This is a genomic window from Mycobacterium sp. 050128 (assembly GCF_036409155.1).
GTDB lineage: Bacteria > Actinomycetota > Actinomycetes > Mycobacteriales > Mycobacteriaceae > Mycobacterium.
Window position 1 is genome coordinate 279,080 of sequence record NZ_JAZGLW010000002.1, and the last position, 22,666, is coordinate 301,745.

At 66.1% G+C, this 22,666-nt stretch carries 19 protein-coding genes; 9 read left to right on the forward strand and 10 right to left on the reverse strand.

Going from position 1 to position 22,666, the window contains the following annotated elements:
- Positions 1–28: 28 nt before the first annotated feature.
- Both eccCa and eccB read right to left on the reverse strand, forming a co-directional pair.
- Entirely contained in the window at positions 29–4,201 is a 4,173-nt protein-coding gene (eccCa, locus tag SKC41_RS18740) for a type VII secretion protein EccCa (RefSeq protein WP_330979186.1), read from the reverse strand.
- Entirely contained in the window at positions 4,198–5,718 is a 1,521-nt protein-coding gene (eccB, locus tag SKC41_RS18745) for a type VII secretion protein EccB (protein WP_330979187.1), read from the reverse strand. Before eccB ends, eccCa begins: the two co-directional genes overlap by 4 nt.
- Positions 5,719–6,125: 407 nt before the next feature.
- Here eccB and malQ point away from each other — a divergent pair, with 407 nt between their 5' ends.
- The 3 genes from malQ (at position 6,126) to SKC41_RS18760 (ending at position 9,111) form a co-directional block, all read left to right on the forward strand.
- Complete coding sequence (malQ, locus tag SKC41_RS18750) at positions 6,126–8,267, forward strand: 4-alpha-glucanotransferase (protein ID WP_330979188.1); 2,142 nt, start codon at positions 6,126–6,128, stop codon at positions 8,265–8,267.
- 26 nt (positions 8,268–8,293) lie between these two features.
- A complete protein-coding gene (locus tag SKC41_RS18755) occupies positions 8,294–8,764 on the forward strand; it encodes a nuclear transport factor 2 family protein (protein ID WP_330979189.1) in 471 nt (156 codons plus the stop codon).
- 149 nt (positions 8,765–8,913) lie between these two features.
- The gene (locus tag SKC41_RS18760) at positions 8,914–9,111 is read left to right on the forward strand and encodes a LapA family protein (RefSeq protein WP_330979190.1); all 198 of its coding nucleotides are present in this window, start codon (positions 8,914–8,916) and stop codon (positions 9,109–9,111) included.
- A 9-nt stretch (positions 9,112–9,120) separates the two neighbouring features.
- Here the strand turns inward: SKC41_RS18760 and SKC41_RS18765 are convergent, their stop codons facing one another.
- From SKC41_RS18765 to SKC41_RS18775, 3 genes are all read right to left on the reverse strand, one after another.
- Positions 9,121–9,549: a type II toxin-antitoxin system Rv0910 family toxin gene (locus SKC41_RS18765; RefSeq protein ID WP_330979191.1), complete on the reverse strand. Its 429-nt coding sequence runs from the start codon at positions 9,547–9,549 to the stop codon at positions 9,121–9,123.
- A 155-nt stretch (positions 9,550–9,704) separates the two neighbouring features.
- Positions 9,705–10,118 carry a hypothetical protein gene (locus tag SKC41_RS18770; protein WP_330979192.1) on the reverse strand — a complete coding sequence of 138 codons (414 nt, stop codon included), beginning with the start codon at positions 10,116–10,118 and terminating at the stop codon, positions 9,705–9,707.
- Between the two features lie 181 nt (positions 10,119–10,299).
- Positions 10,300–10,857: a hypothetical protein gene (locus SKC41_RS18775; protein WP_330979193.1), complete on the reverse strand. Its 558-nt coding sequence runs from the start codon at positions 10,855–10,857 to the stop codon at positions 10,300–10,302.
- Between the two features lie 177 nt (positions 10,858–11,034).
- Here SKC41_RS18775 and SKC41_RS18780 point away from each other — a divergent pair, with 177 nt between their 5' ends.
- A complete protein-coding gene (locus SKC41_RS18780; protein WP_330979194.1) occupies positions 11,035–12,846 on the forward strand; it encodes a DUF4407 domain-containing protein in 1,812 nt (603 codons plus the stop codon).
- 109 nt (positions 12,847–12,955) lie between these two features.
- On the opposite strand, the gene SKC41_RS18785 is transcribed toward SKC41_RS18780, so the two are convergent.
- Together SKC41_RS18785 and SKC41_RS18790 are read right to left on the reverse strand one after the other, a co-directional pair.
- Positions 12,956–13,774: a DAPG hydrolase family protein gene (locus SKC41_RS18785; protein WP_330979552.1), complete on the reverse strand. Its 819-nt coding sequence runs from the start codon at positions 13,772–13,774 to the stop codon at positions 12,956–12,958.
- Positions 13,774–15,114, reverse strand: a complete 1,341-nt coding sequence (locus tag SKC41_RS18790) for an FAD-binding oxidoreductase (protein ID WP_330979195.1) — start codon at positions 15,112–15,114, stop codon at positions 13,774–13,776. The genes SKC41_RS18785 and SKC41_RS18790 overlap by 1 nt, the downstream gene beginning before the upstream one ends.
- A 66-nt stretch (positions 15,115–15,180) precedes the next feature.
- On the opposite strand from SKC41_RS18790, the gene SKC41_RS18795 reads away from it, so the two are divergent.
- Positions 15,181–15,927 carry an IclR family transcriptional regulator gene (locus tag SKC41_RS18795; RefSeq protein ID WP_330979196.1) on the forward strand — a complete coding sequence of 249 codons (747 nt, stop codon included), beginning with the start codon at positions 15,181–15,183 and terminating at the stop codon, positions 15,925–15,927.
- A 152-nt stretch (positions 15,928–16,079) separates the two neighbouring features.
- On the opposite strand, the gene SKC41_RS18800 is transcribed toward SKC41_RS18795, so the two are convergent.
- The 3 genes from SKC41_RS18800 to SKC41_RS18810 all read right to left on the reverse strand — a co-directional run bounded on the left by SKC41_RS18800 (position 16,080) and on the right by SKC41_RS18810 (position 19,311).
- Positions 16,080–16,376, reverse strand: coding sequence for an ANTAR domain-containing protein (locus tag SKC41_RS18800; RefSeq protein WP_330979197.1), 297 nt, complete (start codon positions 16,374–16,376; stop codon positions 16,080–16,082).
- 212 nt (positions 16,377–16,588) lie between these two features.
- Positions 16,589–17,953, reverse strand: a complete 1,365-nt coding sequence (locus SKC41_RS18805; protein ID WP_330979198.1) for a wax ester/triacylglycerol synthase domain-containing protein — start codon at positions 17,951–17,953, stop codon at positions 16,589–16,591.
- A 137-nt stretch (positions 17,954–18,090) separates the two neighbouring features.
- Positions 18,091–19,311 carry a CaiB/BaiF CoA transferase family protein gene (locus SKC41_RS18810; RefSeq protein WP_330979199.1) on the reverse strand — a complete coding sequence of 407 codons (1,221 nt, stop codon included), beginning with the start codon at positions 19,309–19,311 and terminating at the stop codon, positions 18,091–18,093.
- Between the two features lie 217 nt (positions 19,312–19,528).
- Here SKC41_RS18810 and SKC41_RS18815 point away from each other — a divergent pair, with 217 nt between their 5' ends.
- The 4 genes from SKC41_RS18815 to SKC41_RS18830 are packed head-to-tail and all read left to right on the forward strand — an operon-like array spanning position 19,529 to position 22,651.
- The gene (locus SKC41_RS18815) at positions 19,529–20,392 is read left to right on the forward strand and encodes a mycofactocin-coupled SDR family oxidoreductase (protein ID WP_330979200.1); all 864 of its coding nucleotides are present in this window, start codon (positions 19,529–19,531) and stop codon (positions 20,390–20,392) included.
- Between the two features lie 43 nt (positions 20,393–20,435).
- Positions 20,436–21,419, forward strand: coding sequence for a thiamine pyrophosphate-dependent dehydrogenase E1 component subunit alpha (locus SKC41_RS18820; protein WP_330979201.1), 984 nt, complete (start codon positions 20,436–20,438; stop codon positions 21,417–21,419).
- 4 nt (positions 21,420–21,423) lie between these two features.
- Positions 21,424–22,422 carry an alpha-ketoacid dehydrogenase subunit beta gene (locus tag SKC41_RS18825; protein ID WP_330979202.1) on the forward strand — a complete coding sequence of 333 codons (999 nt, stop codon included), beginning with the start codon at positions 21,424–21,426 and terminating at the stop codon, positions 22,420–22,422.
- Positions 22,415–22,651 carry a lipoyl domain-containing protein gene (locus SKC41_RS18830; RefSeq protein WP_330979203.1) on the forward strand — a complete coding sequence of 79 codons (237 nt, stop codon included), beginning with the start codon at positions 22,415–22,417 and terminating at the stop codon, positions 22,649–22,651. Before SKC41_RS18825 ends, SKC41_RS18830 begins: the two co-directional genes overlap by 8 nt.
- Positions 22,652–22,666: the final 15 nt, after the last annotated feature.

The following is a 22,666-nucleotide window of genomic DNA, read 5'->3' on the forward strand; positions in this document are numbered from 1 at the left end:
CGGCACGCCCAACTCAGCGGCTGCTGTCCTACTTGTTGACTTCGGTTGCGGCCACCTGGACGAACACACCGGTGTCCTCGGCCATCAACAGGCCTCGACCACGGGGCAGCGGGCCACCCTTCATCTTGCCGCGGATGAAGCCCTCGTCCGGGTCGGCGTCCATCACCAGCAGTGGCGTGTTCGCCTGGTGCAGGGCCCGCAGAATCGGGTCGCTGCCCGCCGACGACCAACCACCGAACGTCCGGGTGACGAGAACATGCAGACCGACGTCGGCAGCCCGGGTCACCCACGGGGCGATCTGGTGCAGCGGCGAATCGAAGCCGGGCGGCAGCTGCTGGACGTCATCGACGATCAGGAAGATCTCCGGACCGCTCCACCACGACCGCGACAGCAGCTCCTGGGCGGATAGCCCCGGCGGAGGCTGACGAGCCGCCAGGACCGCGGCCAGTTCGCCCACCAGCGCCTGCACACCGTCGAGGTTGTAGGCGAACTTCTCCACATACTCGGTGCCCAGGACCGTCAGCAGCTGGCGACGCGGGTCGACCAGCCAGACCTGCGCCGAGGGCGTGCCCTCCGGCGGCGTCGGTGCGGTCGTCGAGCCCGGGACATACAGCCGGCCGATCTCGGACATGATCGTGGCCAGCGTCGTGGTACGCCCACACTCGCGTCGGCCCGTCACCATCAAGTGCGCGTTGTCGTTGAAGTTCAGGTAGACCGGCGCCAGGTCCAATTCCGAGATGGCCCAGGCGATTCCGCCGACGCCAACACCCTGGCGGTGGTCGCGGGCAGCCAGCTCCCGCACCTGCTCCACACCGAACCGTGCCGGCAGGCGGCGCACCGGAGGCGCCTGGCCGCTCGCGAGCCGGCTGACGGCCGCGACCACGCTGTCGGACTCGAAGATCTTGTTGGGGGTGTTGGCCAGCGCGGGCCGGGCCACCAACGTGTGCAGGCCCGCTTGCGGGTCGCTGTCGAGTCGGACGTAGTTGACGGCGACCATGCCGCGCCCCGGCTTGACCGGGACATCCTTGGCGAACCGGGACCGCACCAGCTTGGCGTCTTCGACCGCGGCCAGGCGCAGCTCGACGCGGGACCCGAACCCGCTGCGCACCGGCGGCCGCAGCTCGGATTCGCGATCGGCGGTGACCACGACGTGCACCCCGAACGATGGGCCCTGGTTGATGATCTGGTTCACCTGCTCGATCAGGACCTCGTTTTCCTCGGCGAGCGCGCGGTAGTTGTCGATCACCAGGTAGACGTCGCCGAAGCCGTCGTTGGGCACCGGGCCGGCCTCGCCACCGAACTTGCGGCGCCGGAACACGTCCATCGAGGCGATTCCGTACTCGAGGAAGCTGCGCTTGCGCTCGCGTACCAGCGCCAGCAGTTCGGCCACCGTCCGGCGGACACCGTAAGGATCGGTCGGACCGGCCACCTCACCCACGTGCGGCAGACGCGCGACCGTGGTCAACGCGGTACTGCTGTAGGCCAGGCAGTAGAACTGGATCTGCTCGGGGGTGTGGGTCAGCGCGGCCGAGCAGATCAGCGTCTGCAGAGCCGTGGTCTTGCCCGCACCACCGGCACCCAGGATCAAGACGTTGGCGCCCGGCCCGGAGGTGTCCACGGTCCACGGCGGCTGGTCGTGCTTGAACGGCCGGTCGATGATCCCGATCGGGAACACCAGATCCTTCGCCGAGCCGTAGTCCTGGTCCCAGGGACGGCCGAGGAACCGGTTGACCAGTTCGTCGATCGCGACGGGCTGGGTCAACGGCGGCTGCCACAACCGGTACGGCTCGAAGTCGATCTTGCGGAGCTGGTTGATGATCTCCGTGCCGACCTTCGGCGTCCTGATGCCTTCGTCGTCTTCCTCTTCGCTCTCGGCGCCGTCGGCCTCGAGCACCTCGCCGTTGCCCAGGATCGGCGCCGGGTCGATGTCCGGCCCCCCGACGCTGACCTCGAGCGGGGTGAACGAGTTGGTAAACAGCTGCGGGCGAATGTAATCGATGCTGTGCACCAGCACCGGCGCTTCGTCGCCGTCGATGGTGATCCCGCGGGAGTAGTAGTCACGCCACAGGAACTCCGCCTGGAAGCGGACGATGTCCTCGAGGCTGCGACGGAAGTAACCCAGACCGGCCTGCGCGGGCAGGTTTACGGCGTTGGGCACGCCGGCGGCCTGCGCGGCTCCGGCGGTACGCGCTTTCAGCACCAAGCGGTAACCCATGTTCTCCATGAGCTTTTCGGCGCGGCTCTCGATGGTCTGCGAGGCCATCATCAGGTGGATCCAGTAGGCGCGTCCCTGCCGGCCGATCGAGTCGAGGACGTCGACCGCGGTCGGCATGATGCGGAACCACTCGTAGAACTCGTCGATAACCACCACGAGCATCGGCAGCGGCGGCATGTCCTGACCGCGGGCACGCATCCTGGAGCGCACCGAGTTGTACTCCTTGGCGTCGTCGACACCGGCGTTGTCGCAGACCGCCTTGCGGCGGGCGATCTCGCCCCACAGCGCGTCGAGGAAGCGCTCCATGAGCGCCTGGTCTTCCTCGAGGTCGGTGATGATCCGCGAGACGTGCGGCACCCCGGCGAACGGCTTAACCGCCGATCCACCCTTGAGGTCGGCCAAGACGAACTGCAGCTCCTCGGGCGGGTGGGCGAGCATCAGCGACTCGATCACGGTGCGCACCAGTGTCGACTTGCCGGAACCCGTCGTTCCGGACATGACGCCGTGCGGGCCGTCGCCGCCTTCGTCCAACGACTTCATGTCCAGGAACAGCAGCTCGCCGTTGTCGGAGCGATTGCCGAACGGCACCCGCAGCCGCGAGCGGCCCATCGTGTCGGTGCGAGCACCCCACAACGCGTCGAAGTCGATGTCGCCGGGATCGTCGACGCCGTAGTAGGCCAAGATGTCCCGCGCGCCGATGTGCGCGACGCGTTGGCCGATCTCCTCGTAGGCCTCGGCGAGGCGCCAGTGCGCCATCTTCTGGCTGAACTCCTCCGCCTCGGCGGAGCTGATCTGGTCGGTGAGGGCGAAGAACCACGGCTTGTCGTCGATCACCATCCAGGTGTCGCGGTCTCGAGGCAGTGCCTCGATCACGCCCTTGTCGTCGAACCGCAGCGTCCGCTCCGGGACCGACGTCCACATCGACGCACCGGTCAGGTCGAAGAAGGTCACGCCGTCGACGCCTTCGGCGCTGATCACGTATTCCCATTGCGGGTCAACGACATCGGCGATGATCACGGTGTGCGGCGTCGGCGTCTGGGCCGACGAGCTGGCGTGGCGAGGCGTGAACGATCCACGGCCGGCGAACAATTCGGCTTGCTCCGCGGCGAACTCGCGTACCGAGCTGTAGACCATCCGTGCGTTACCAGCCGCGTCCTGACGCCGGGAATCGCCGAAGTGCGGCAGCCACTTGACCCATTCCCATTCGTCCAGGTCCGAACTGACGACGACCATCTGCACGTGGTCGGGGCCATGGGAGAACGCCAGCTGACAGACGATCGCCCGCATCAATCCCAATACCTGCGGACGCTCACCGATCAGCGCATACCAAGGTTCCACGAGCAGCGAAACCATCTTGGGCAGGTTGTAGACCACGCTCTGGTAGCGACCGAATTCCTGAAGCGCCTTACCGGTCACGGGCTCCAGCTCGATATCGGTCGGCATGTTCTGGGGCTCACCCCAGGTCACCTCGGGACGCGTCATGCCCACGCCGACGCGGACCACACCGAAGTTGAGGTCCTTACCGTCGGGCTTGCGCTCCCACATCCGCGGGGATCCCACCGCTGCGCTGAGCGTGTCGGGAGCCGGGTGGAACCACCGGTAGTTGGCGTCCATGCTGTCGGCCGACTCGTGGGCGGTCTCACGCAGCATGTCCAGCATCAGCATGAACTGGGCGCGCATCGAGTCGAGCTTCGGGCGACTCATCTGCTGCTGGCCCCCGAACCGGCCGCCGAACATCATCATCGCGACACCACCGATCATGAAGATCGGGAAGATCGCGCCCGCGCCGCCGAACACGCGCGAGCCGCTGCTGAAGACCATGGCGACCATGCCGATCATCAGGCCGATCACCAAAACGCCGACCACGACCAGCCACACCGGCTTGCCCTCTGGCGGCGGAATGCTCAGCGGTGTTGGCAGGACAATGTTTTCCGGCTTGATGACCGGAGGCTTCTCCGGCGTCGGCCGGGCGAATCCACGCTTCACTTCGGTACCACCAACTCTGCAGGGGACATATCCATCGGGAGGGTGTCGTGCTCGACCAGCGCATCAGCCCGCGACAGCGTCGGGCCCTGCGGAAGGAGCCGGAGCGCGACCCACGGCGCCAAGCTCGGGTTGGTCTGCAAACCCAACGCCTCACGCACATCGCGGGTGTCGTCGACACCGAATCGGGCGCCGGCATCCGTTACCCACCATAGCGATTCGGTGGTCTTGGCACCGGGATCGTTGCCGGTGACGGCCACGAAGTTGGCGAAGTTAGGACCGAAGTAGACCTGGTCGGCGGTGCGGCCGGTGGTGTCCGACTTCACCAGCGACACAATCCTTTTCGACTCGGACTGTGACACCGGGATGGTCGGTCCGGACACGACCTGGATGCGCGCCCGGTTCTCGCCGCTGGTCTTCTCCCACCACCAGCAGGTCGCCGGGTTCTCCCGCAGGTCGGTGACATTCAACGGGGTGTCCGGATACGACGACAGATCCAGCTTGTTGACCACCGGCATCTTGGCCAGCGCCGCGGGTTCCACGGTCACCGGCTTGCTGTTGTTGGCACCGCCGGCGTTCTGCATGATCTGCGCGACCAACGGCGGCAGCGTCTGCACCCCTTCGGGCAGCACCAGCGAATACTGTTGGGGCCCACTGATTTGCGGCGTGACGAGGATCGTCCCCACCGGGCCGGGAGCGTTCGGGAAGGTCGCCGCGCTGCCCGCGTTCTGCACCTCGGGCACCGTCAACTCGGGGCCCACCGGCAACGCGTCAAACAAGGCGCGGCTCATCGGCTTTGCCATGCTGATCTGTTCCGGCGTCAAGCCGAGCGGCAACAGCACGGAGCGGTTCGCCGCGTCGATCCGCGATCGGCGTCCTTCCCGGATCACCCAGGTGTCGCCGTTGTAGCTCAACACCACGGCGTCCGAGCCATTCAATACGTGGCGGCGGTTACTGAGATCGGGCGTGCCGTCGATCACCGTCACGGTCACACCCGAGGGCGCGCCGACGCCGGTCGAGCCGGCGACGGTGTCGCAGATCAGCCACGACGACAGGGACGGGGTCTTGGGCCCGAAGGTCGACGGTGCGCCGGGGATGCCCACCATCGGGCCACGCGGGATGTTGGCGATCTGACTGGAGCGCACCAAGTGCGGGTTGTCGGGGCGTCCCGTGATCAACCTGGCCGAGGCCAGGTTCAGCGCCGGGTACAGCTTGTCGCCCACCCGGACGTATAGCGCACCGGAGTCGCGGTCGGCGATGATCGGCGAATCCCCCACCTGACCGGCCGGGCTGATGAAGGAGTACAACAGCGCGCCCAGGCAGATCACCGCTGCCGCGGAGACCGACGCCACGACGGCCAAGGTCTGGCGCCGTCCCGGCTCGACCTCCATCCGGACCCGCCAGCGGGTCAACGCCATCGAGGTTCGCCGAGCAAGGAACTGATAGCCGGTCACCTGCGTGCGCGTCGATAGCCCGAGGCCGTACCCCGAGCCGCGCTGCCCGCGACTCTCTTCCGCCACTAATTCACCATCCGGTCTGTTAGAACGCCTGGACGACGTCCAGCACGCGAATCACATCGATAACCGTAAGCCACCCGCAATGACCTCGCCATGTAGCGCAATGTGGCGTTCACTTCAAAGCCTCGTCACGTCCATCAATCCGGCCGGCGTCAAACGGCATCGCCAACCCGCCCAGCGCTGGCAAACGCCGCTGAGCTGGCAGTTTTCACGTTCCCCACTGGATCCCCCGGCCGGACTATTCATCTCTCCATTGGGATCGTAGCCGCGGACGGCCAACCCGTCCTGTCGAGCATGCGCGACCCGGGCGCTCCGCTGACCTGCTAAGTAATCTCGCGCTGGCAACATCGGCGGCGTTCGTCGCCCGGCTCGCGTCGTGCCAGGCGGGTTTTGGCAGCAAGATGGGCGGCATGACTGAGCTCGCACCTTCGCTGGTCGAACTTGCCGCAAGATTCGGCATTTCCACTTGGTACGAGGACTGGACGGGCCGCCAGGTTCAGATATCGGAGAGCACGCTGATCGCCGTGCTCGCGGCTTTCGGCGTGACGGCCGGCACCGAGCAGGATCGCAACGAGGCCTTGGTCAGCCAGTTGCGCACCTATTGGTCGCGTCAACTGCCGGCGACCATCGTCGCCCGCACCGGCGCCCCGACGCGGTTCTGGGTGCACGTCACCCACGGCGATCCCGCCGAAGTCTTGTTGCGGCTCGAGGACGGGACCGTGCACGGCGGCGTGCAGCAGGTCGATAACTTCACACCGCCGTTCAATCTGGACGGGCGATGGGTCGGCGAGGCGAGCTTTGTGCTGCCGCCGGATCTGCCGCTCGGCTACCACCGCCTGCATCTGCGATCGCGAGGCATCGAAACCAGCGCCGCGCTGATCGTGACGCCCGACTGGCTCGGACTACCGGAGCAACTCGGCGCACGCCGGGCCTGGGGCCTGGCCGCCCAGCTCTACAGCGTGCGGTCCGAGCAGTCATGGGGCATCGGCGACCTCACCGACCTGACCGACCTGGCCGTCTGGTCGGCCTCGCGGCATGGGGCCGACTACCTGCTGGTCAATCCGCTGCACGCGGCCACCCCGACGATCCCGATGGAGCCTTCGCCCTACCTTCCGACGTCACGCCGCTTCTTCCACCCGCTCTATATTCGCGTCGAGTCCATCCCCGAATTCACCGACCTGGCCAAACGCGGCCGGCTGCGGCGGCTTCGCGACGAGGTCCGCCAGCACGCCGCCCGGCTGGATGCCGTCGACCGTGACAGTGCGTGGAAGGCCAAGCGGGAGGCGCTGAAGCTGATTTACCGGGTACCGCGGTCTGCGGGCCGGGAGCTGGCGTATGCCGCCTTCCGCGAGCGTGAAGGCAGCGCGCTCGACGACTTCGCCGTCTGGTGCGCACTCGCCGAAAAGTACGGCGGCGACTGGCATTGCTGGCCGAATTTCTTGCAGCACCCGACCGCTATCGGCGTCGCCCGGTTCGCCGAAAAGCATGCGGACGCCGTCGATTTTCACCGCTGGCTGCAATGGCAGATCGACGAACAACTGGCCGCCGCACAGTCGCAGGCGGTGCGGGCCGGGATGTCGTTGGGCATCATGCACGACCTCGCGGTCGGCGTGCACCCGAACGGGGCCGACGCCTGGGCGCTGCAAGATGTACTGGCGCTGGGGGTGACAGCGGGCGCGCCGCCCGACGAGTTCAATCAGCTCGGCCAGGATTGGTCGCAGCCGCCGTGGCGCCCAGACCGCCTGGACGAGCAGGAATATCGGCCATTCCGCGCGCTGATCCGGGCGGTGCTGAGGCATGCCGGCGGGGTACGGATCGACCACATCATCGGGTTGTTCCGGTTGTGGTGGGTCCCCGAGGGCGCACCCCCGACCGAAGGCACCTACGTGCGCTACGACCACGAGGCGATGATCGGCATCGTCGCGCTGGAGGCGCACCGCGCCGGTGCGCTGGTGGTCGGCGAGGACCTCGGCACGGTCGAACCGTGGGTCCGCGATTACCTCTTACTACGGGGGCTGCTGGGCACCTCGATTCTGTGGTTCGAGCTCGACCGCGACGGAATCGGCGGTCCGCTGCCCGCCGAGCGTTGGCGCGAGTACTGCCTGTCGTCGGTCACCACCCACGATCTGCCGCCGACCGCCGGCTACCTGGCCGGCGACCATGTCCGGCTGCGCGAGTCGCTGGGATTGCTGACCCGGCCCGTCGCCGAGGAGTTCGAGTCCGACCGAGCGGAATTGGCTGCCTGGATGGCCGAGCTGCGCCGGGTGGGGCTGCTCGGTGAGCACGACCCTGACGCCGAACAGATCGTCCTCGCCCTCTACCGCTACCTGGGCCGCACGCCGTCCCGGTTGTTGGGCGTGGCGCTGACCGACGCGGTCGGTGATCGACGAACCCAGAATCAGCCCGGTACCACCGACGAATATCCCAACTGGCGGGTTCCGCTGACCGGGCCCGACGGCAAACCAATGATGCTCGAAGACGTATTCACCAGTCGCCGGGTCGCCGCGCTGGCCGACGCGGTGCGCAACACGCTGACACCGCCAACCATCTAGCCGGGCGCCTGTTAGCTTCGGGTGACATGATGCTCTCCGCGAACGATCGATCCGCACTAAGCGATCTGGTGCACCGCTATGCGGCTGGAGTCGACGACCGTCAATTCGATTCTGTGGCAGCCCTTTTCGCGATAGATGCCGAGCTGACGGTGCCTGAGCCGCCGGCCACCTTGACACCGATTCATGCGCATCGCGGTCGGCCGGCCATTGCACAGGCCGTCGCGGCGGTGGCCGCGGTCGCCCGTACCGAACACGCGATCGTCGGCGAGGTGTACGACGACGGGCCGCGTCCCGGCACAGCGCGCGGCCGGATCGCATGCGTCGCGCATCATTGGACTCGGCGCGACGATGAGGTGTTCGACGCGGCTTGGCATTTGCGCTACGACGACGAGTACGAGTCGACGGAATCGAGGTGGCGGATCACGCGCCGACGGTTGACCGTCAACGCCATCGAGTCGCGGCCGGTACGTCGATTGCTGTCGTGGGATCCGGACTGAACGCGCTCGCCGCAGATCGACGTCCGGGTGCCGAAGTCGTTTGGCCACGCGGCGTTTCGGGTAGCCGCGTCTGCATGGAGCACAACAGCCGCAGCGCGATTGACGATGGGCGGTGCGGACCGCCGCGGCAGTCCGCACGGACACCCGGAATGCTCCTGGTCGCTGCGGCCGTGATCGCGGTGGTGGTATGCATCGCCGGATTTGCGCTCGACGAGATCGGCATTGGTCTTTCGGCAGCCATCGTCGGACTGATGGCATTGGGCGTCGGGCTGGACTGGCTTGCCATGGAGGGCAGGCGAATCCGCCAGGCCGAACGGGAATGGCTCGGACGTCACCCCGCGCGGTGACAACCGCGGTTACTGCAGAGCGGCCAGGTTTTCTACCGACTTGCGCACATCGGAGCGCAGCACGCGCGCCACAACCCTGCCGACCGGCCCGCTGAGTACCCCGCCACCGATGTCGGCGTTCAGGTGGAAGATGGACCCCGGCTGGGTATCGGTTACATCCATCGCCACGGTGATCCGAATGCCACCCCTACCGCGGCCTTGCAGCTCAATCGATTTGGGCTCGTCGTAGCGGGTCACCGTCCAGTGCACGACGTTGCGAAATCCTTTGACCTTGACGCACGACGAGACTTTGGTGCCTTGTTCGATCGCCGACGGTAATTCACCGCGCCAACCACCGAAGATCGTCATCCACTCGTCGAATCGACCGAGATCGGACGCCAGTTTCCAGGCGGCGCCGGGGTCCAGATCCGACGTCGTCGAAACATCTACTTGCGCCAAGATTTGTCGCTCCTCTTGAGACCGTCGTGAGCATGCAGTCGAGGTGCTACATACCCGGCCGGGCAACCGTAAAACGCGCCCTGCGTCCCGATCGCGCCCGCGACGAGCTTCCGGGGCCGTTGCCGGCCCCGGAACCGATTTGCTGATACCGGTGGTTACGTCGGGCAGACGCCCTTCACCCAGTCGCTGACGAGTTTGTTGTTTTTCGTGTAGTCGGGGTCATCGAAGTGAGCACCGCCGGTGGTGACGAAGTGTTCGATTGCGTCCTTGACCTTGGCCGGCGGGTTGTACTTCTCGAGGGTGTCTGCGGCTTTGCGAGCGCCAGCGTTGTCCGACGCGGTCAGCAGGTCGGCATTCGCGCCGGTGACATCGACGCACTGGCTGGTGTCCAGCGTGGTTGATGGTGCCGCCTCGGTGGTTTCACTCGACGAGGAGCTCGACGTGGCGGACGCTGAAGTGGAACTCTTTGTCGTAGATCCAGCCGGAGTCGTCGTTTTGCTGCCGGACGAACAGCCCGAAATCGCTAATCCCGCGATCAGCGTCGCCGCGAGTAACCACCGATGGGTCATGTGAGTCTCCTATGTAATCGAATTATCAGGCTGAAACGGGTATCACACGGCCGTAGACTAACTCACCGCGGTTTGCGGTGTGACTAATTCGACGGTCCGCTGTTGACGGTTCGTTTCGTTTGCCGGGGCCACGGGTGGGCAGCCGGATTGGGGCCGGCGCGCACGGGCGCCGGCGCGCCGACTACGGCCAGGCCTCGTTCAACTTCTCTTCGACATCGATGACTTGGGCGGCCTGCGAGTGGGGCGCATCGATTTCGTCGGCGACGTATTGGGCGACGAATCGGCGAATCTCGCCGTCGACACCGGCCAGGATGCGCAATATCTCGCCGCGGAACGACTTGGACGACACGTTGACGGTGATATCGGAGGGCCGCGGTTTCGCGACGTCGACGATCAGGATCAGGGGCTCCGCCGCCCGGGCGGTCGCGCGTAACGCGATGTCGCCGGAGACCTGGAAACGCTGCTTGTCGAGGCGCAAGTCCAGCAGCAGATCAATCGACAGCGGAATGTGCACGACGAAGGTGATGCTGTCACCCAAGCGTCGCGTAACGCGCGGGTCTTGGATCTTGACGTTTGCGCTGACCTTGGCAATCCCGCCGGGTCCCTGGGCAATCGGCTCCATTGCGAATTCGTTGCCGGCGATATCGGCGAATGCGGCGGCGACACGCTCGGGCGTGACGGCGACCTCGAAGAATCTGCGTCCGAACTCTTCGTAGGTGACGTAGTCGTGGTTTTGCATAGGCTTATACCGTCTCACGCCATTTGCCGGAAACTTCGCTGATCTGTCCGCGTCGCAGGAATTTCACCTTCATCCGCCCCACGGCGTGGCGTTGTGAACAACGCCACACGTCGGCGCTTCGATTCGGTGTGTCGGGCGATGGCCTGGGACGCTTGACGACGGAGGTGTTGGAGTCTGATGGGCGCCCACGGATTAATTGAGCCGCGCTCAGCCGTCTCCCGGGTCGAGGGGGTACTCGCCTGGCTTGGTGGCGGCCACTGGCGCGAATTAAGTGAACGTCACGAGCGGTCCACCCACGCTGTCGCCGGTGCAGTGGTGCTGCTCGGAGCTGTGCTGGCTTGGCTGGCCGCGGCCTTGGCGGTTAACGCGTCGGCACGCTGGCCGCTGATCGCGATCGTCGCACTGACGCTTGTGTTCGGCCTGCTGGTCGGGGCGGTGACGCGCGGCATCGCGAGCGGCCCGCACCGCGGCTGGCCCGGCATCGCGGGGAGGGTGGTCGTTGCGGTGGCGGTCGGCGTTGTCGTCGGCGAACTCGCGGCGCTCGTCGTGTTTTCCGGCTCGATCGATCATCATCTCGAGGGCCGGGCGCTGCGTACGGCCGACTCCGCGCCGGCTGTCGAGCAGGCGTCGACAGCGCTGCAACAGACACGTGCGGCGCGCAGCGGGCTCGACGACGCGGTCACCCAGGCCCGCAACGGCCAGGACAACGCCTTGGTCGTCGCGCGCTGCGAATACCACCCCGGCCCGGGGTGTCCACAGACCCGCATCACCGGCGATCCGGGTGCCGGGCCCGAAACCCGGACGGCCAACCAGATTCTCGCCGATGCGCAGCGCGAGCTTGACAATGCGTTGGCGGCCCGCGACAGCCAGGCACCCGCTTTGGACGCCACGATTTCCCGCGAGGAGCAGGCCGTCAACGATGCCCGCCAACGGGTCCTTGCCGATGCCGGCCCCGGCGGCCTTGGTGCGCGCTGGATGGCGATGAACGACCTCACATTCGCGAGCGCCGGGGCGTTGGTGTTGCGGCTGCTGACCATCGCGTTTTTCGCGTTGGTTTACTTGCTGCCCCTGATTCTGCGGGGGTGGCGCGGCGAGACCACCCACGATCGCCACGCCACGGCCCGCGCGGAACGTGAGCGCGCCGAACTCGACGCGGATACCGCGATCGCGATCAAGCGGGCCGAAGTCCGCCGCGAAGCCGAGATCCTATGGGCCGAGCACCAACTCACGCAGGCTCGGCTGGCCATCGAGGCGCAGACCGAAATCGACCGGGAGCAGCAACGTCGTCGAGTTACCGAAGCCATCGAGGGGCCGCAGGCCGCTCCGCCGGTCCGGACCTTCGAGCGGGTGAAGGAAGACATCTACCTACCGATCGCCGCCGAGGCGGAGGCCGCTAGCCGGGCCATCGCCGAATTACCCTCCGGTGCAGCGGATTCCCAAGCGATACCGGAGGTGAAGAATCTGCCGGCGGAAGTCGAGCCGGCCGGCGAGGTCGAAGTCCCGGGCGAGCCGGCCGCTGCGGCCATCCCGTCGATCCCGTCGCTCCCCGACGCGACCAGGGCCGCGGTGCGCTGGATTCGTCCGCTGGTGCCGCCCTTCGTCGCGCGGGCCATCGACAACACCACCGCACCGCTGCGCACCGCGCGGCAGGTGTTCGAAGAGGTCGAGGAGATCACGTTCGCACTCAGGCGCACTCGCAAAGTCACTTTCGACACTGAGAGCGCTGACTCTGGCGAGCCGCCGCGGTCGTCGACCACCGATGCGGAGCCGTCCACACGGATCGCCTCATCGCGCGAGCACTACGAGACTTACCAGCACCCGGCCCCGCGCGTGGGTCAGCACCGCTCACCGCGCCTCTCCGTCAAGGACGCCGACGGCCTACCGCTGGCGCCCGCGGACAGCGATCGCGCACCGGAGTTGACGCAACGCGAGGGGCCGCGCCAGCTTCGGGCGCCCAACGGCCCACGCCAACTTCCGCCCGGGAAATAGCCCCGGATCAGCTGTCGTTCGACACGACGCACGAGAAGGCTGGGTAGCACCGGCCAACGTCGGGCGGCGCTCAAGCTGATCCGCGCCCGCCTACGCCAACTGAATGCGGTTATTCGTCGCCGAACGCCGCATGGAGCTCAGGCAGGAAACCGGCCAGGTGATTCATCTCCTGGGCGCAGTGCACGAGCAGATTCCGGGCGTTGGCCTCCGGGTTGCCGAGCATGCGAGAGGCAATGGGGCGCAGGGCTATTGATGCGACGCCGGGGGCGTTGCGCACCGCGATGTATGGCCCGCCCATCCAAAACCGGGACCGCATTTCGGATCCGGCCGGCGTGGACCGGACGTGATGGATGAACCATCCGACGTCCACCGGGGCGTCACTCGCGCCCAGCCGGGCGCAGATCGCCACCGCATCCTCGCTGTCGGGTGGACAGTCCATCTCGGCGGGATCGACGAATTGGATTGCGCCGTTGAGCATTGTGGAGCCGATGTACTCGCTGATCAACGACCAGCGGCCGATGTAACGCTGGGCGCCTTGACGGTTGGCGTCTGCATCTTTCGAGCCGTCCTTCCAGGCCGCGGACAGGTGCGCCCGCGGATGCCACAGCTTGTATCGGCGGGTGTCACTGCCATGCCAGCCAAACCACCAGGACCACATCGCCGGGGTGACACCCGGCATGTCGGTGCGTACCGACACCTGATAGCTGCCGTCGTCGAGGACGCCGTAGCCGTTCTCGGTCTGCTGATAGCCTGCCTCGGCGACGGTCGCGGCGTCTTCGAACGCCAGCAATGCCATCCCGCCTTGTGGACCGTGCTGTAACGCCTCGACGACATGTGTTGGCAGCGAGGCCATTTCGGGATTGAAGAATTTACCGAACGGCGTGTTCGCGTCGTCGTTGCGATAACCCAGGTAAAGATCGCCGGCCATCAGAGTCGTCCCATCCACGCGTTGAACAAACCATCTGGGTCGTAGGCCGCTCGTATTTTATCCAGGCGGGCCATGGCCGCGTCACTGGCGAATCGGGCCGGACGCTGGCCGAGATTCTCGTCAGCGAGCTGAATGCCGGTGGCCAGATGCGACATCGCGGCCATGTTGGAACGCGCCCAGTCGCCGTACTTCGCGTCGTCGGATTCATTCTTCCAGGCGCCGTACAGAGCCAGGTAGACCTCGTCTTCGATGCTGTAGGCCATGTCCGGGCGGGCCGGCGACGGCCCCCAGTTCAGCCACAGGAAGTGCGACGGGTGGTCGGGAATCGTGTCGATGATGTTGTGGATACCCGGGAGGAGATCTTCGGCGGACGCCGAGGTCCACATGTTGTCGGCGGCGTAGCGGTGGTCGGGCAGGTAGTTGCTCATCACGGCGGTGTACCAGGTGGGCATATCGGTTGGCATGTAAGGAATTGCGACCAGCGCCTTGTCGACAACCGGCACCGTACCGAAGATGGCCAGGGCCTCCTCGGCTTCCTTCTCGGTGTCGGCGAATGCCGGCGACGCGAAGGTGATGGCAGGCCTGTCGAGGTTCATGTTCGGGACGCTTCTACTGGCCACGATTTGCATTTCGACGCGGCGGTCCACCTCGGCGCTGACGTTGCGCGCCCACGTGTAGATCTCGTCGGCGAACTCGATCGGATACACGTAGACGCTGGTGCCGCAGACGGCGGGGCGAGGGTACAGCTTCAGGTAGAACGAGGTGACCACGCCGAAGAAGCCCGGGCCCGCGCCGCGGGCGGCCCAGAACAGGTCGGCGTGATTGTCTGCGTCGCAATGGATTTGCTCGCCCTCGGCAGTGATCACGTCCAGGCCGATGACGTTTTCACACGCCAGACCCCAGACCCGGCTGTTCCAGCCGTACCCGCCCTGCAGCAGGTAACCGCCCACGCACACGCCCTTGCAGTGCCCCGCGGGAAAGAAGAGATTCTGCGCTTCCAGTTCGGCCATCAGGATGCTGCCGCCCTTGCCGGGGCCGACGACGGCGACGCCCTTTTCGGCATCGATATTCGCGTGGTTGATCCGGTTGACGTCGAGCAGCACGGCTCCGTCGCGCAGGTGGTTGGCCGCCCAGCTGTGGCCGCCCGAGCGGATGTTCACCTTGAGGCCATTGGCCTTGGCGTAGCGCAGGGCGCTGACGATGTCTTCGGTGTCGACGGCCTGAACGATCAGGTCCGGGTAGCGCGCGGGGACTCGTTGGTTCCATACCGTGCCGCGGCGGGCGTCTTCGTATCCGTCGTCGTTGCGAAAGAAGTGCCGCCCTGCAGGTAGCGCACTCATCTGGAGCTCCTTTGATCCACATGTCGGTTCTTGGCAGTCCGCAATGCGGAACACTATAGTGGAAGTGTGGCGCCCACGGAACCCGCTTCGACCACGAATCGCGACGAAGGCATCCAGGTGCTGCGTCGTGCCGCCGCCGCATTGGACGAGATCGCTGCCGAGCCCGGACGGCTCCGGCTGGTCGACCTCGGCGAGCGGCTCGGACTGGCCAAATCGACGGCGCGGCGCCTTCTGGTCGGTCTGGTGGAAGTCGGTCTGGCCGGGGTGGATTCACAAGGCCGTTTCTCGCTGGGCGAGCGCTTGCTCGGGTTCGGCAGCGCCGCGGGACCGCACGTCTCGGCGATTTTCCGGCCGACCATCGAACGGGTAGCGCGCGCAACCGACGGGGAAACCGTCGATCTGTCCGTGCTGCGTGGCCAGCGGATGTGGTTCGTCGACCAGATCGAATCGTCCCACCGACTCCGCGCGGTCTCTGCCGTCGGTGTCCGATTCCCGCTGGAAGTGACCGCCAACGGCAAGGCGGCGCTGGCGGCGCTGGACGAGGCCGACGCGGAGGCGATGATCTCCCGGTTCAGTTCCGGCGTGGCCGAGCGGCTTCGTCGCGAGATCGCCGAGATCCGGCGCACTGGGCTCGCATTCGACCGGGGAGAACACACCCCCGGCATTTCGGCGGCCGCCATCGCGCGACGGACGTTGGGCGACAACATCGTCGCCATCTCGGTGCCGGCACCCACCGAGCGCTTCCGGGAAAAGGAGCAGCGCATCGTCGCAGCATTGCGCACTGCGACCGACTCGCCCGCCTGGACTCGTTGACGCAGCGTGACGGGGCGGTGAAGACTCGCCGACGGACCGCCGCTAGTACCCGATCTTGATCGTCGACATCAGCCCGGTGGATTCTTGACGTGGGTTGGCACGGCCGTGGTACCCCCCAGGGACCCCGGCCGCGCCAAGATCGTGATCACGTCTCAGCAGCTCAGTGCCGAGGCTCCGCTGAACAATTGACCCCACTCGTGGCGCGCAGCCGACTGCGCCTCGACGAAGCTGGATGTCTTTTCGCCCTCGCCGGCCAGGTGCACAAGCGCCCAGGCCATCGCGAATACCGGAACCTTGTGACGCAGTGCCGCGGTGTGTAGTTCGTCGAACGCCGTCTCCGAACGGCACCGGCGAAGTCCAATGATGATCCCCCGCGCGGTGTCGAGAATGCGGCTGGAGTTCGGTCCGCCCGAGGTCTGCGCGGGAACCCAGTTCGCCATGCTCTTCATACCTCCTGTTGCCCCCCAACGAAATCCGCTACTCGGCATAGCGGACAAGAATCCCTGCGACAACGCATAACTCGCCATCGGATTCTCAAAGGCGCACTGTGCCATGATTTGTGGATCGGTGACGTTACGCCATACCGGCGCCGACATTGATATGTGCTTGTGACCGTGTCGGTATTGGCCAGTAGTCACGTCGCCGGGAATTCAGCTCCGAATTAGCTTGCAAGCGAGGCTAACTCGTCAAAGCCCGCGACGATAGCGTCGTAGAACACGTCGTAGTCGGGTATCGCGACGGTATCGACGTTGATGCCGATCGCGCAGGTGTCGACGTAGGTCAGCAACGTGACATTGACCGACGCGCCGATCGTCGGGCCGAACGCGTATTGCGCGCGTACCGCCGCGCCGCCCAGGAAGACCGGCACCGGGACTCCCGGCACGTCACTGGCCACGAAATCGACGTGGCGTAGTACCGAACCGATGTACCACCGCGGCATCAGGTTCAGCGCGCCGGCAATCAACTGGGTATAGGGCAGCGATCTTTCATCGCGCACCGCGCCGGTGCGCTGGTGTATCGCCTTGATTCGTGCGGCCGGATCGGCCTCGCTCACGGGTACGTCGAAGCGCATCAGCGTGATCCGGTTTCCGCCCATGTCGTCGGCCGCTGTGCGCAGACTGATCGGCATCGAAAGGTGCAGATCGCCGATCTCGACGCCGTGCTTCTCGTGGTACCGGCGTAACCCACCGGCCACGCCCGCGACAAACGCATCGTTGAGCGCGCCACCGCAGCGGTGCCCTGCTTCCCTTAGGAGCGACTTCGGCACCTCATGGACGCCGAGACGCCGGATCAGGCCACGTTCGGTGATCAGCGGTGACCCGGTCCGGGCTATCGGCCGCACCGTCCGGTACACCGATGCCGTGGTGGCCGCCGCGGATCGGACCGTCGTAATAGGCCGCCGAACACCGTCGACGATCAGGCGCGGGGCCGTCTTGACCACACCCATCAGCGCCTTACCCATCAGCTCGGCGTCGTAGCGCCAGGAATCGCGGTAATCCCCGAGCAGTGAGGGGCTGGATCCCTGCGGCTCGGGCGGTAAGGACTCGTGCTCATAGAGCTCTTCGGAAATGTTGAACAAGTTCATCGCGATCTGCACGCCCCCGATTCCATCGGTGAGCGCATGGTGGAACTTGCAGATCATCGCCGCGCCATCGTCTTTCAGGCCATCGATCAGCGTCACCTCCCAGAGCGCCCGCGCCCGGTCGAAGTCCTGCATCTCGGCCAGTCGGGCCATCTCGAGTACGTCATCGAGCGTGCCGCCCCCGGGGCAGACGGTGCGGCGAATGTGGTAGTCGAGGTCGAAGTCCCGGACATACTCCCACCGGGGTGGGGCCGGCGGTGGCGACGCCACGACGCGCTGCCGGAACATCGGTAGTTTCCTGCTGATCAGGTCGAATCGGTCCCGCACCCCATCCCAGTCCGGGGATCGATCCAGCAACACGACGCTGACGACGGTCGATCGCAGTCGCGGATCGGTTTCCATCGCCCAGGTGAAGGCGTCGCTGTTGCGCATGAAGGTGGCCATGATGTACCTCAGGCACAAACCTACGGCGGGACGCGGCTGACGTCATCAGGTTGTTGGCAGACAATGACTTTGGTCCTTCGAATAGGAGCCATTTGTCAACTGCGGGCGACGCGGCCGCTTAGCGGGATCCGCCGGTATCAGAGGATCGAGTTGAGGTCCTTCGCCTTCGCGATGTCGTCCCACTCGACGCCGAGTTCGAGCAATATCTCCTCGGTGTGCTGTCCATGTTCTGGAGCGCGCGCGGGAAGTGGTGGCGTTTCGTTGAATTGGACCGGAGCGGCGACGATTCGATATTCCTCGCCGTAATCGTCGACGTTTGTCACCACGTAGCCGTTGGGTTCGACTTGCGGGTCATTGAGTGTCTCCCGCGGTGTCGCGAGGGCACCCCACACTCCTGGTTCGCTTGCGAGCACCTGCTGCCAGTGGGCAAGGTCGTGGCCGGCAAACGTCTTCGCCACGATCTCGGTCGCCGTGGCCGCATTCGCGATCAGATTGCTCGACGGTACGAAGCGCTCGTCGGTGGCCAACTCCGCAAGTCCCATGCGCTCACAGAAGCCGGCCCAGAATTTGTCGGGTTGCAGGAAGACCAGCTGGATCCATCTACCGTCCTTGGTCTTGTACCGGTTCACCAGCGGATTGATGGCCAATCCCGGGGGCGCCCCCGGAATGCCGTCGATATCAAAGAAATCCGCGGCACAGATTGACGGCGCGATCGACCACATCGCCTGGGCCAATAGGGAGGAGTCGACGATCGTCGGCTCGCCGGTGCGTTCCCGGTGGAACAGCGCCGCGCACACGCCACCGGCCAGGGTGGCCCCGCCCTGCAGGTCACCGAAGCCGGGGCCCTGGACCGCCGGGGTATCGGTCCCGAACGGGGTCAGGGTGTAGGCCACCCCGCCGCGGGCCAGGTAGGTGGCCGCATCGAAGCCGCCGCGATCGCGGTCCGGTCCGCGGACCCCGAGGCCGGTGCCGCGAGCAATGATGATCTTCGGGTTGAACGCGCGAATGTCGTCGACGGTAAGCCGGGCGCGATCCAGTGCGCCCGGCAACCAGTTCGTCAGGAACACATCCGCGGTGGCCAACAGGCGGCCGAACAATTCGCGACCCGTCTCGGATTTGATGTCGATCGCGATGCTGCGCTTGCCGCGGTTGCCCAACTCGAGGATGAAGTCGGCGTCGGGGCGGGCCGCTTCGCGGGTGAAGCCGCCGACGACCAGGGCGCGGCCGGGATCGCCGAACGCCACACCCTCCACCTTGATGACGTCCGCGCCCCAGTCCGCCAGCGCCGCCCCAGCCGACGGGACGTAGGTCCAGGACGCCAACTCGACTACTCGCACCCCTTGAAGGACGCCTGACATCGCCAACCCCCTCGGCCCGGACCTGTCCTTGCTATTTTAGGTATTCTAGTTACTCTAAGGGATATTGATAGCCCGGCTACAGCCACGTGCAGGTTTTCGTGGAAGAGATGAGTGGTGTAGGCACTTTCGCTGGCTCGCCGAACCACCGCGGTAACGAGCCCCCACGTGTGCACCAACTCGGGTCGTTGGAAGCAGCCACCGGGACGAAGGATCAGCGATGGGCAGGGTAACGGGCAAGGTCGCCGTGATCAGCGGCGCCGCGCGGGGTCAGGGACGATCGCACGCGCGCATGCTGGCCGCCGAAGGCGCCGACATCATCGCGGTGGATCTGTGCGCGGACATCGACACGAACGAGTACCCGTTGGCCCGGCCGGAGGATTTGGACGAGACGGCGCGGCTGGTCGAAAAGGAGGGACAGCGCGCGTTCACGGCGATCGCCGACGTGCGCGACCGGGTGGCGCTGTCCGCCGCGATCGATGAGGGTGTCGCCGAACTCGGACACCTCGACATCGTGGTGGCCAACGCGGGCATCTGCCCGCTGACCGCGGGTCTGCCCCCGAAGGCGTTCGCCGATGCCGTGGACGTGGACCTGGTCGGCGTGCTCAATCTCGTCCACGCCAGCCTTAGACACCTACAGGCCGGCGCGTCGATCATCGTGATCGGTTCCAACGCGGCGTTCATGTCGTCGATGAACACCACCGGCATCGACGGCGGTCCCGGCGGTGCGGGCTATGCTTTCGCGAAACTCGCTGCGGCGCACTACGTTAACGACTTCGCACGGGCGCTGGCACCGTTCTCCATCCGGATGAACGCGGTACATCCGACCAACGTCAACACCGACATGTTGCACAGCCCGCCGATGTATCGCGCCTTCCGCCCCGACTTGAAAGAGCCGACCCGCGAGGACGCCGAACCGATTTTCCCGCTGGTCCAGGCGATGCCTATCCCCTACGTCGAACCCGAGGACATCAGCGAGGCGGTACTGTTCCTCGCCTCCGACGCCGCCCGCTACATCACCGGACAACAGTTGCGCGTCGACGGCGGCGGCTTCCTCAAGGTCAAGCCGTGGTCAGGCGCATGACGGCGGTGGCACCAATTGGACTGCACCACAACGGAACAATGCGATGACCCACACCGAATACTCCGACCTCAAACGCCTTTACGCGCTGATGGTGCTGATGAAGGCGGCCGACGACCGGCTGTCCAAGGGCATCGGCACCGGCGAGTTCATGTGCGTGTACTGGCCGTCGCGTGGCCAGGAGGCGATCGCCGCCGCGATGGGTATCGCGCTGCGGCCCGACGACCAGCTGGTGACCACCTACCGCGGGCTGCACGATCTGATCGGCAAAGGCGTCCCGCTCGAGGAGATCTACGGCGAGATGATGGGACGCACCGTCGGTGCCAGCCGCGGCAAGGGCGGAACCATGCACATCGCCAAACCCGAGGTGGGCGTGATGCTTTCGACCGGGATCGTCGGCGCCGGACCGCCAGTGGCGGTCGGGCTGGCGATGGCCGCCAAACGCAAGGGGCTCGATCGCGTGACCGTGGTCAGCTTCGGCGACGGCGCCACCAATACCGGGTCCTTTCACGAGGCGGCCAACATGGCTGCGCTCTGGGATCTGCCGCTGGTGTTCGTCTGCCAGAACAATCAGTACGCCGAAATGACGCCGACCCGCGACACCATGAAGCTCGAGCACGTCGCCGACCGGGCCGCCGGATACGGGATGCCCGGCGTTCGGGTCGACGGCAACGACCCGCTGGCGGTGAAGTCCGCGCTTGACGAGGCACTGCGGCGGGCGCGCGGCGGCGAAGGCCCCACCTTCATCGAGTGCGTGACATTCCGCTTCCGCGGTCACTATTTCGGCGATCGGATGCCCTACATCCCGAAGGTACAACTGGCAGCGGCGATGGCCGCCGATCCGGTGCCGCGCTTCCGCCGGCATCTCGCCGACGCCGGCATTGCCGACGAACAGGAGCTCGCGCGCATTGACACTTACGCGCTGGCCGCCGTCGAGGCGGCGCTGCAGACGGTGATGAGCGCGGAGTCCCCCTTGGCCGACGAGCTCGACCGTGACGTGTACGCAACTCCGATCAAGTTCCCGGTGTAAAGACATGGACGAAAAAGAGATGACGATGCGCGAGGCGCTGAACCTCGCGCTGGATCAGGCACTGCAGGCCGACGACCGAGTGTTTCTGCTGGGTGAGGATATCGCCGATCCCGGTGCATCCGGGCCGACGGCAGGATTGTCGACGAAGTACGGTCACGACCGGGTTCTGGACACTCCGATCTCGGAGGCCGCGATCGTCGGTGCGGCGATCGGCGCCGCGATCGACGGACTGTTGCCGGTGGCCGAGATCATGATCATGGACTTCATCGGCATCGCCGCCGACCAGCTGATCAACAACGCCGCCAAGCTGCGGTTCATGACCGCCGGCCGGACGACGGCGCCGATCACCATTCGAACCCAGGTGTACGCGGGGCTGGCCACCGGTGCCACGCATTCGCAGAGCCTGGAGGCGTGGTTCATGCACATTCCGGGGATGAAGGTGATCGTGCCGTCCACCCCGCACGACGGCAAAGGCCTGCTGGCCTCGGCGATCTTCGACCCCGACCCGTGCCTGTTCGTCGAGACGATCCGGCTGCAAGGCAAGAAGGGGCCGGTACCCGTCGATCCCGGGTTCTCAATTCCGCTCGGCCAGGCCGACATCAAGCGGCCGGGCACCGACGTGAGTCTGATCGGCTACGGACGCAGCGTGCACGAGGCGCTCGCGGCGGCCGACACCCTGGCCGCCCAGGGTGTCAGCGCCGAGGTCGTCGATCTGCGCACCCTTTTACCGCTCGACGTCGAGACCATCGTCGAGTCCGTACGGCGTACCCGCAGGGCTGTAATCGTCCACGACGCAGTCCAATTCGCCGGCCCCGGGGCAGAGATCGCCGCAATCCTGCAATCGGAATTGTTCGGCGAACTCGCCGCACCCGTCGAGCGGGTTGGCGCCCGGTTCGTTCCCAACCCGGCCGCCGCCGCGCTCGAGGCGCAGGTGTACCCGTCCGCGGCCGGCATCCTCGAAGCGGCGCTGCGCACCTGTAAGAGGGCGAACGCGCATGGCTGACTTCGTTATTCGTATCCCCCGTGTGTCGGTCGCGGTGTCCGAAGCCGAACTCACCGGGCTGCTGGTCGGCGCCGGCGAGCACGTCGAAGCGGGCACACCGATCTATGTGATCGCCACCGAGAAGGTGGAACAGGAGATCGAAGCGGGAGCATCCGGCATCGTCCAGTGGACGGGTCAGGTTGGGACCATCTACGACATCGGCGCCGAAATCGGTGTCATCACGTCATAACGGAAGGACAAAGCA

Coding starts and splice junctions, on each gene's coding strand:
- malQ (WP_330979188.1), top strand. CDS start 6,126: ATGACTGAGCTCGCACCTTCGCTGGTCGAACTTGCCGCAAGATTCGGC.
- SKC41_RS18755 (WP_330979189.1), top strand. CDS start 8,294: ATGATGCTCTCCGCGAACGATCGATCCGCACTAAGCGATCTGGTGCAC.
- SKC41_RS18760 (WP_330979190.1), top strand. CDS start 8,914: ATGCTCCTGGTCGCTGCGGCCGTGATCGCGGTGGTGGTATGCATCGCC.
- SKC41_RS18770 (WP_330979192.1), bottom strand. CDS start 10,118: ATGACCCATCGGTGGTTACTCGCGGCGACGCTGATCGCGGGATTAGCG.
- SKC41_RS18775 (WP_330979193.1), bottom strand. CDS start 10,857: ATGCAAAACCACGACTACGTCACCTACGAAGAGTTCGGACGCAGATTC.
- SKC41_RS18780 (WP_330979194.1), top strand. CDS start 11,035: ATGGGCGCCCACGGATTAATTGAGCCGCGCTCAGCCGTCTCCCGGGTC.
- SKC41_RS18785 (WP_330979552.1), bottom strand. CDS start 13,774: ATGGCCGGCGATCTTTACCTGGGTTATCGCAACGACGACGCGAACACG.
- SKC41_RS18790 (WP_330979195.1), bottom strand. CDS start 15,114: ATGAGTGCGCTACCTGCAGGGCGGCACTTCTTTCGCAACGACGACGGA.
- SKC41_RS18800 (WP_330979197.1), bottom strand. CDS start 16,376: ATGAAGAGCATGGCGAACTGGGTTCCCGCGCAGACCTCGGGCGGACCG.
- SKC41_RS18805 (WP_330979198.1), bottom strand. CDS start 17,953: ATGGCCACCTTCATGCGCAACAGCGACGCCTTCACCTGGGCGATGGAA.
- SKC41_RS18810 (WP_330979199.1), bottom strand. CDS start 19,311: ATGTCAGGCGTCCTTCAAGGGGTGCGAGTAGTCGAGTTGGCGTCCTGG.
- SKC41_RS18815 (WP_330979200.1), top strand. CDS start 19,529: ATGGGCAGGGTAACGGGCAAGGTCGCCGTGATCAGCGGCGCCGCGCGG.
- SKC41_RS18820 (WP_330979201.1), top strand. CDS start 20,436: ATGACCCACACCGAATACTCCGACCTCAAACGCCTTTACGCGCTGATG.
- SKC41_RS18825 (WP_330979202.1), top strand. CDS start 21,424: ATGGACGAAAAAGAGATGACGATGCGCGAGGCGCTGAACCTCGCGCTG.
- SKC41_RS18830 (WP_330979203.1), top strand. CDS start 22,415: ATGGCTGACTTCGTTATTCGTATCCCCCGTGTGTCGGTCGCGGTGTCC.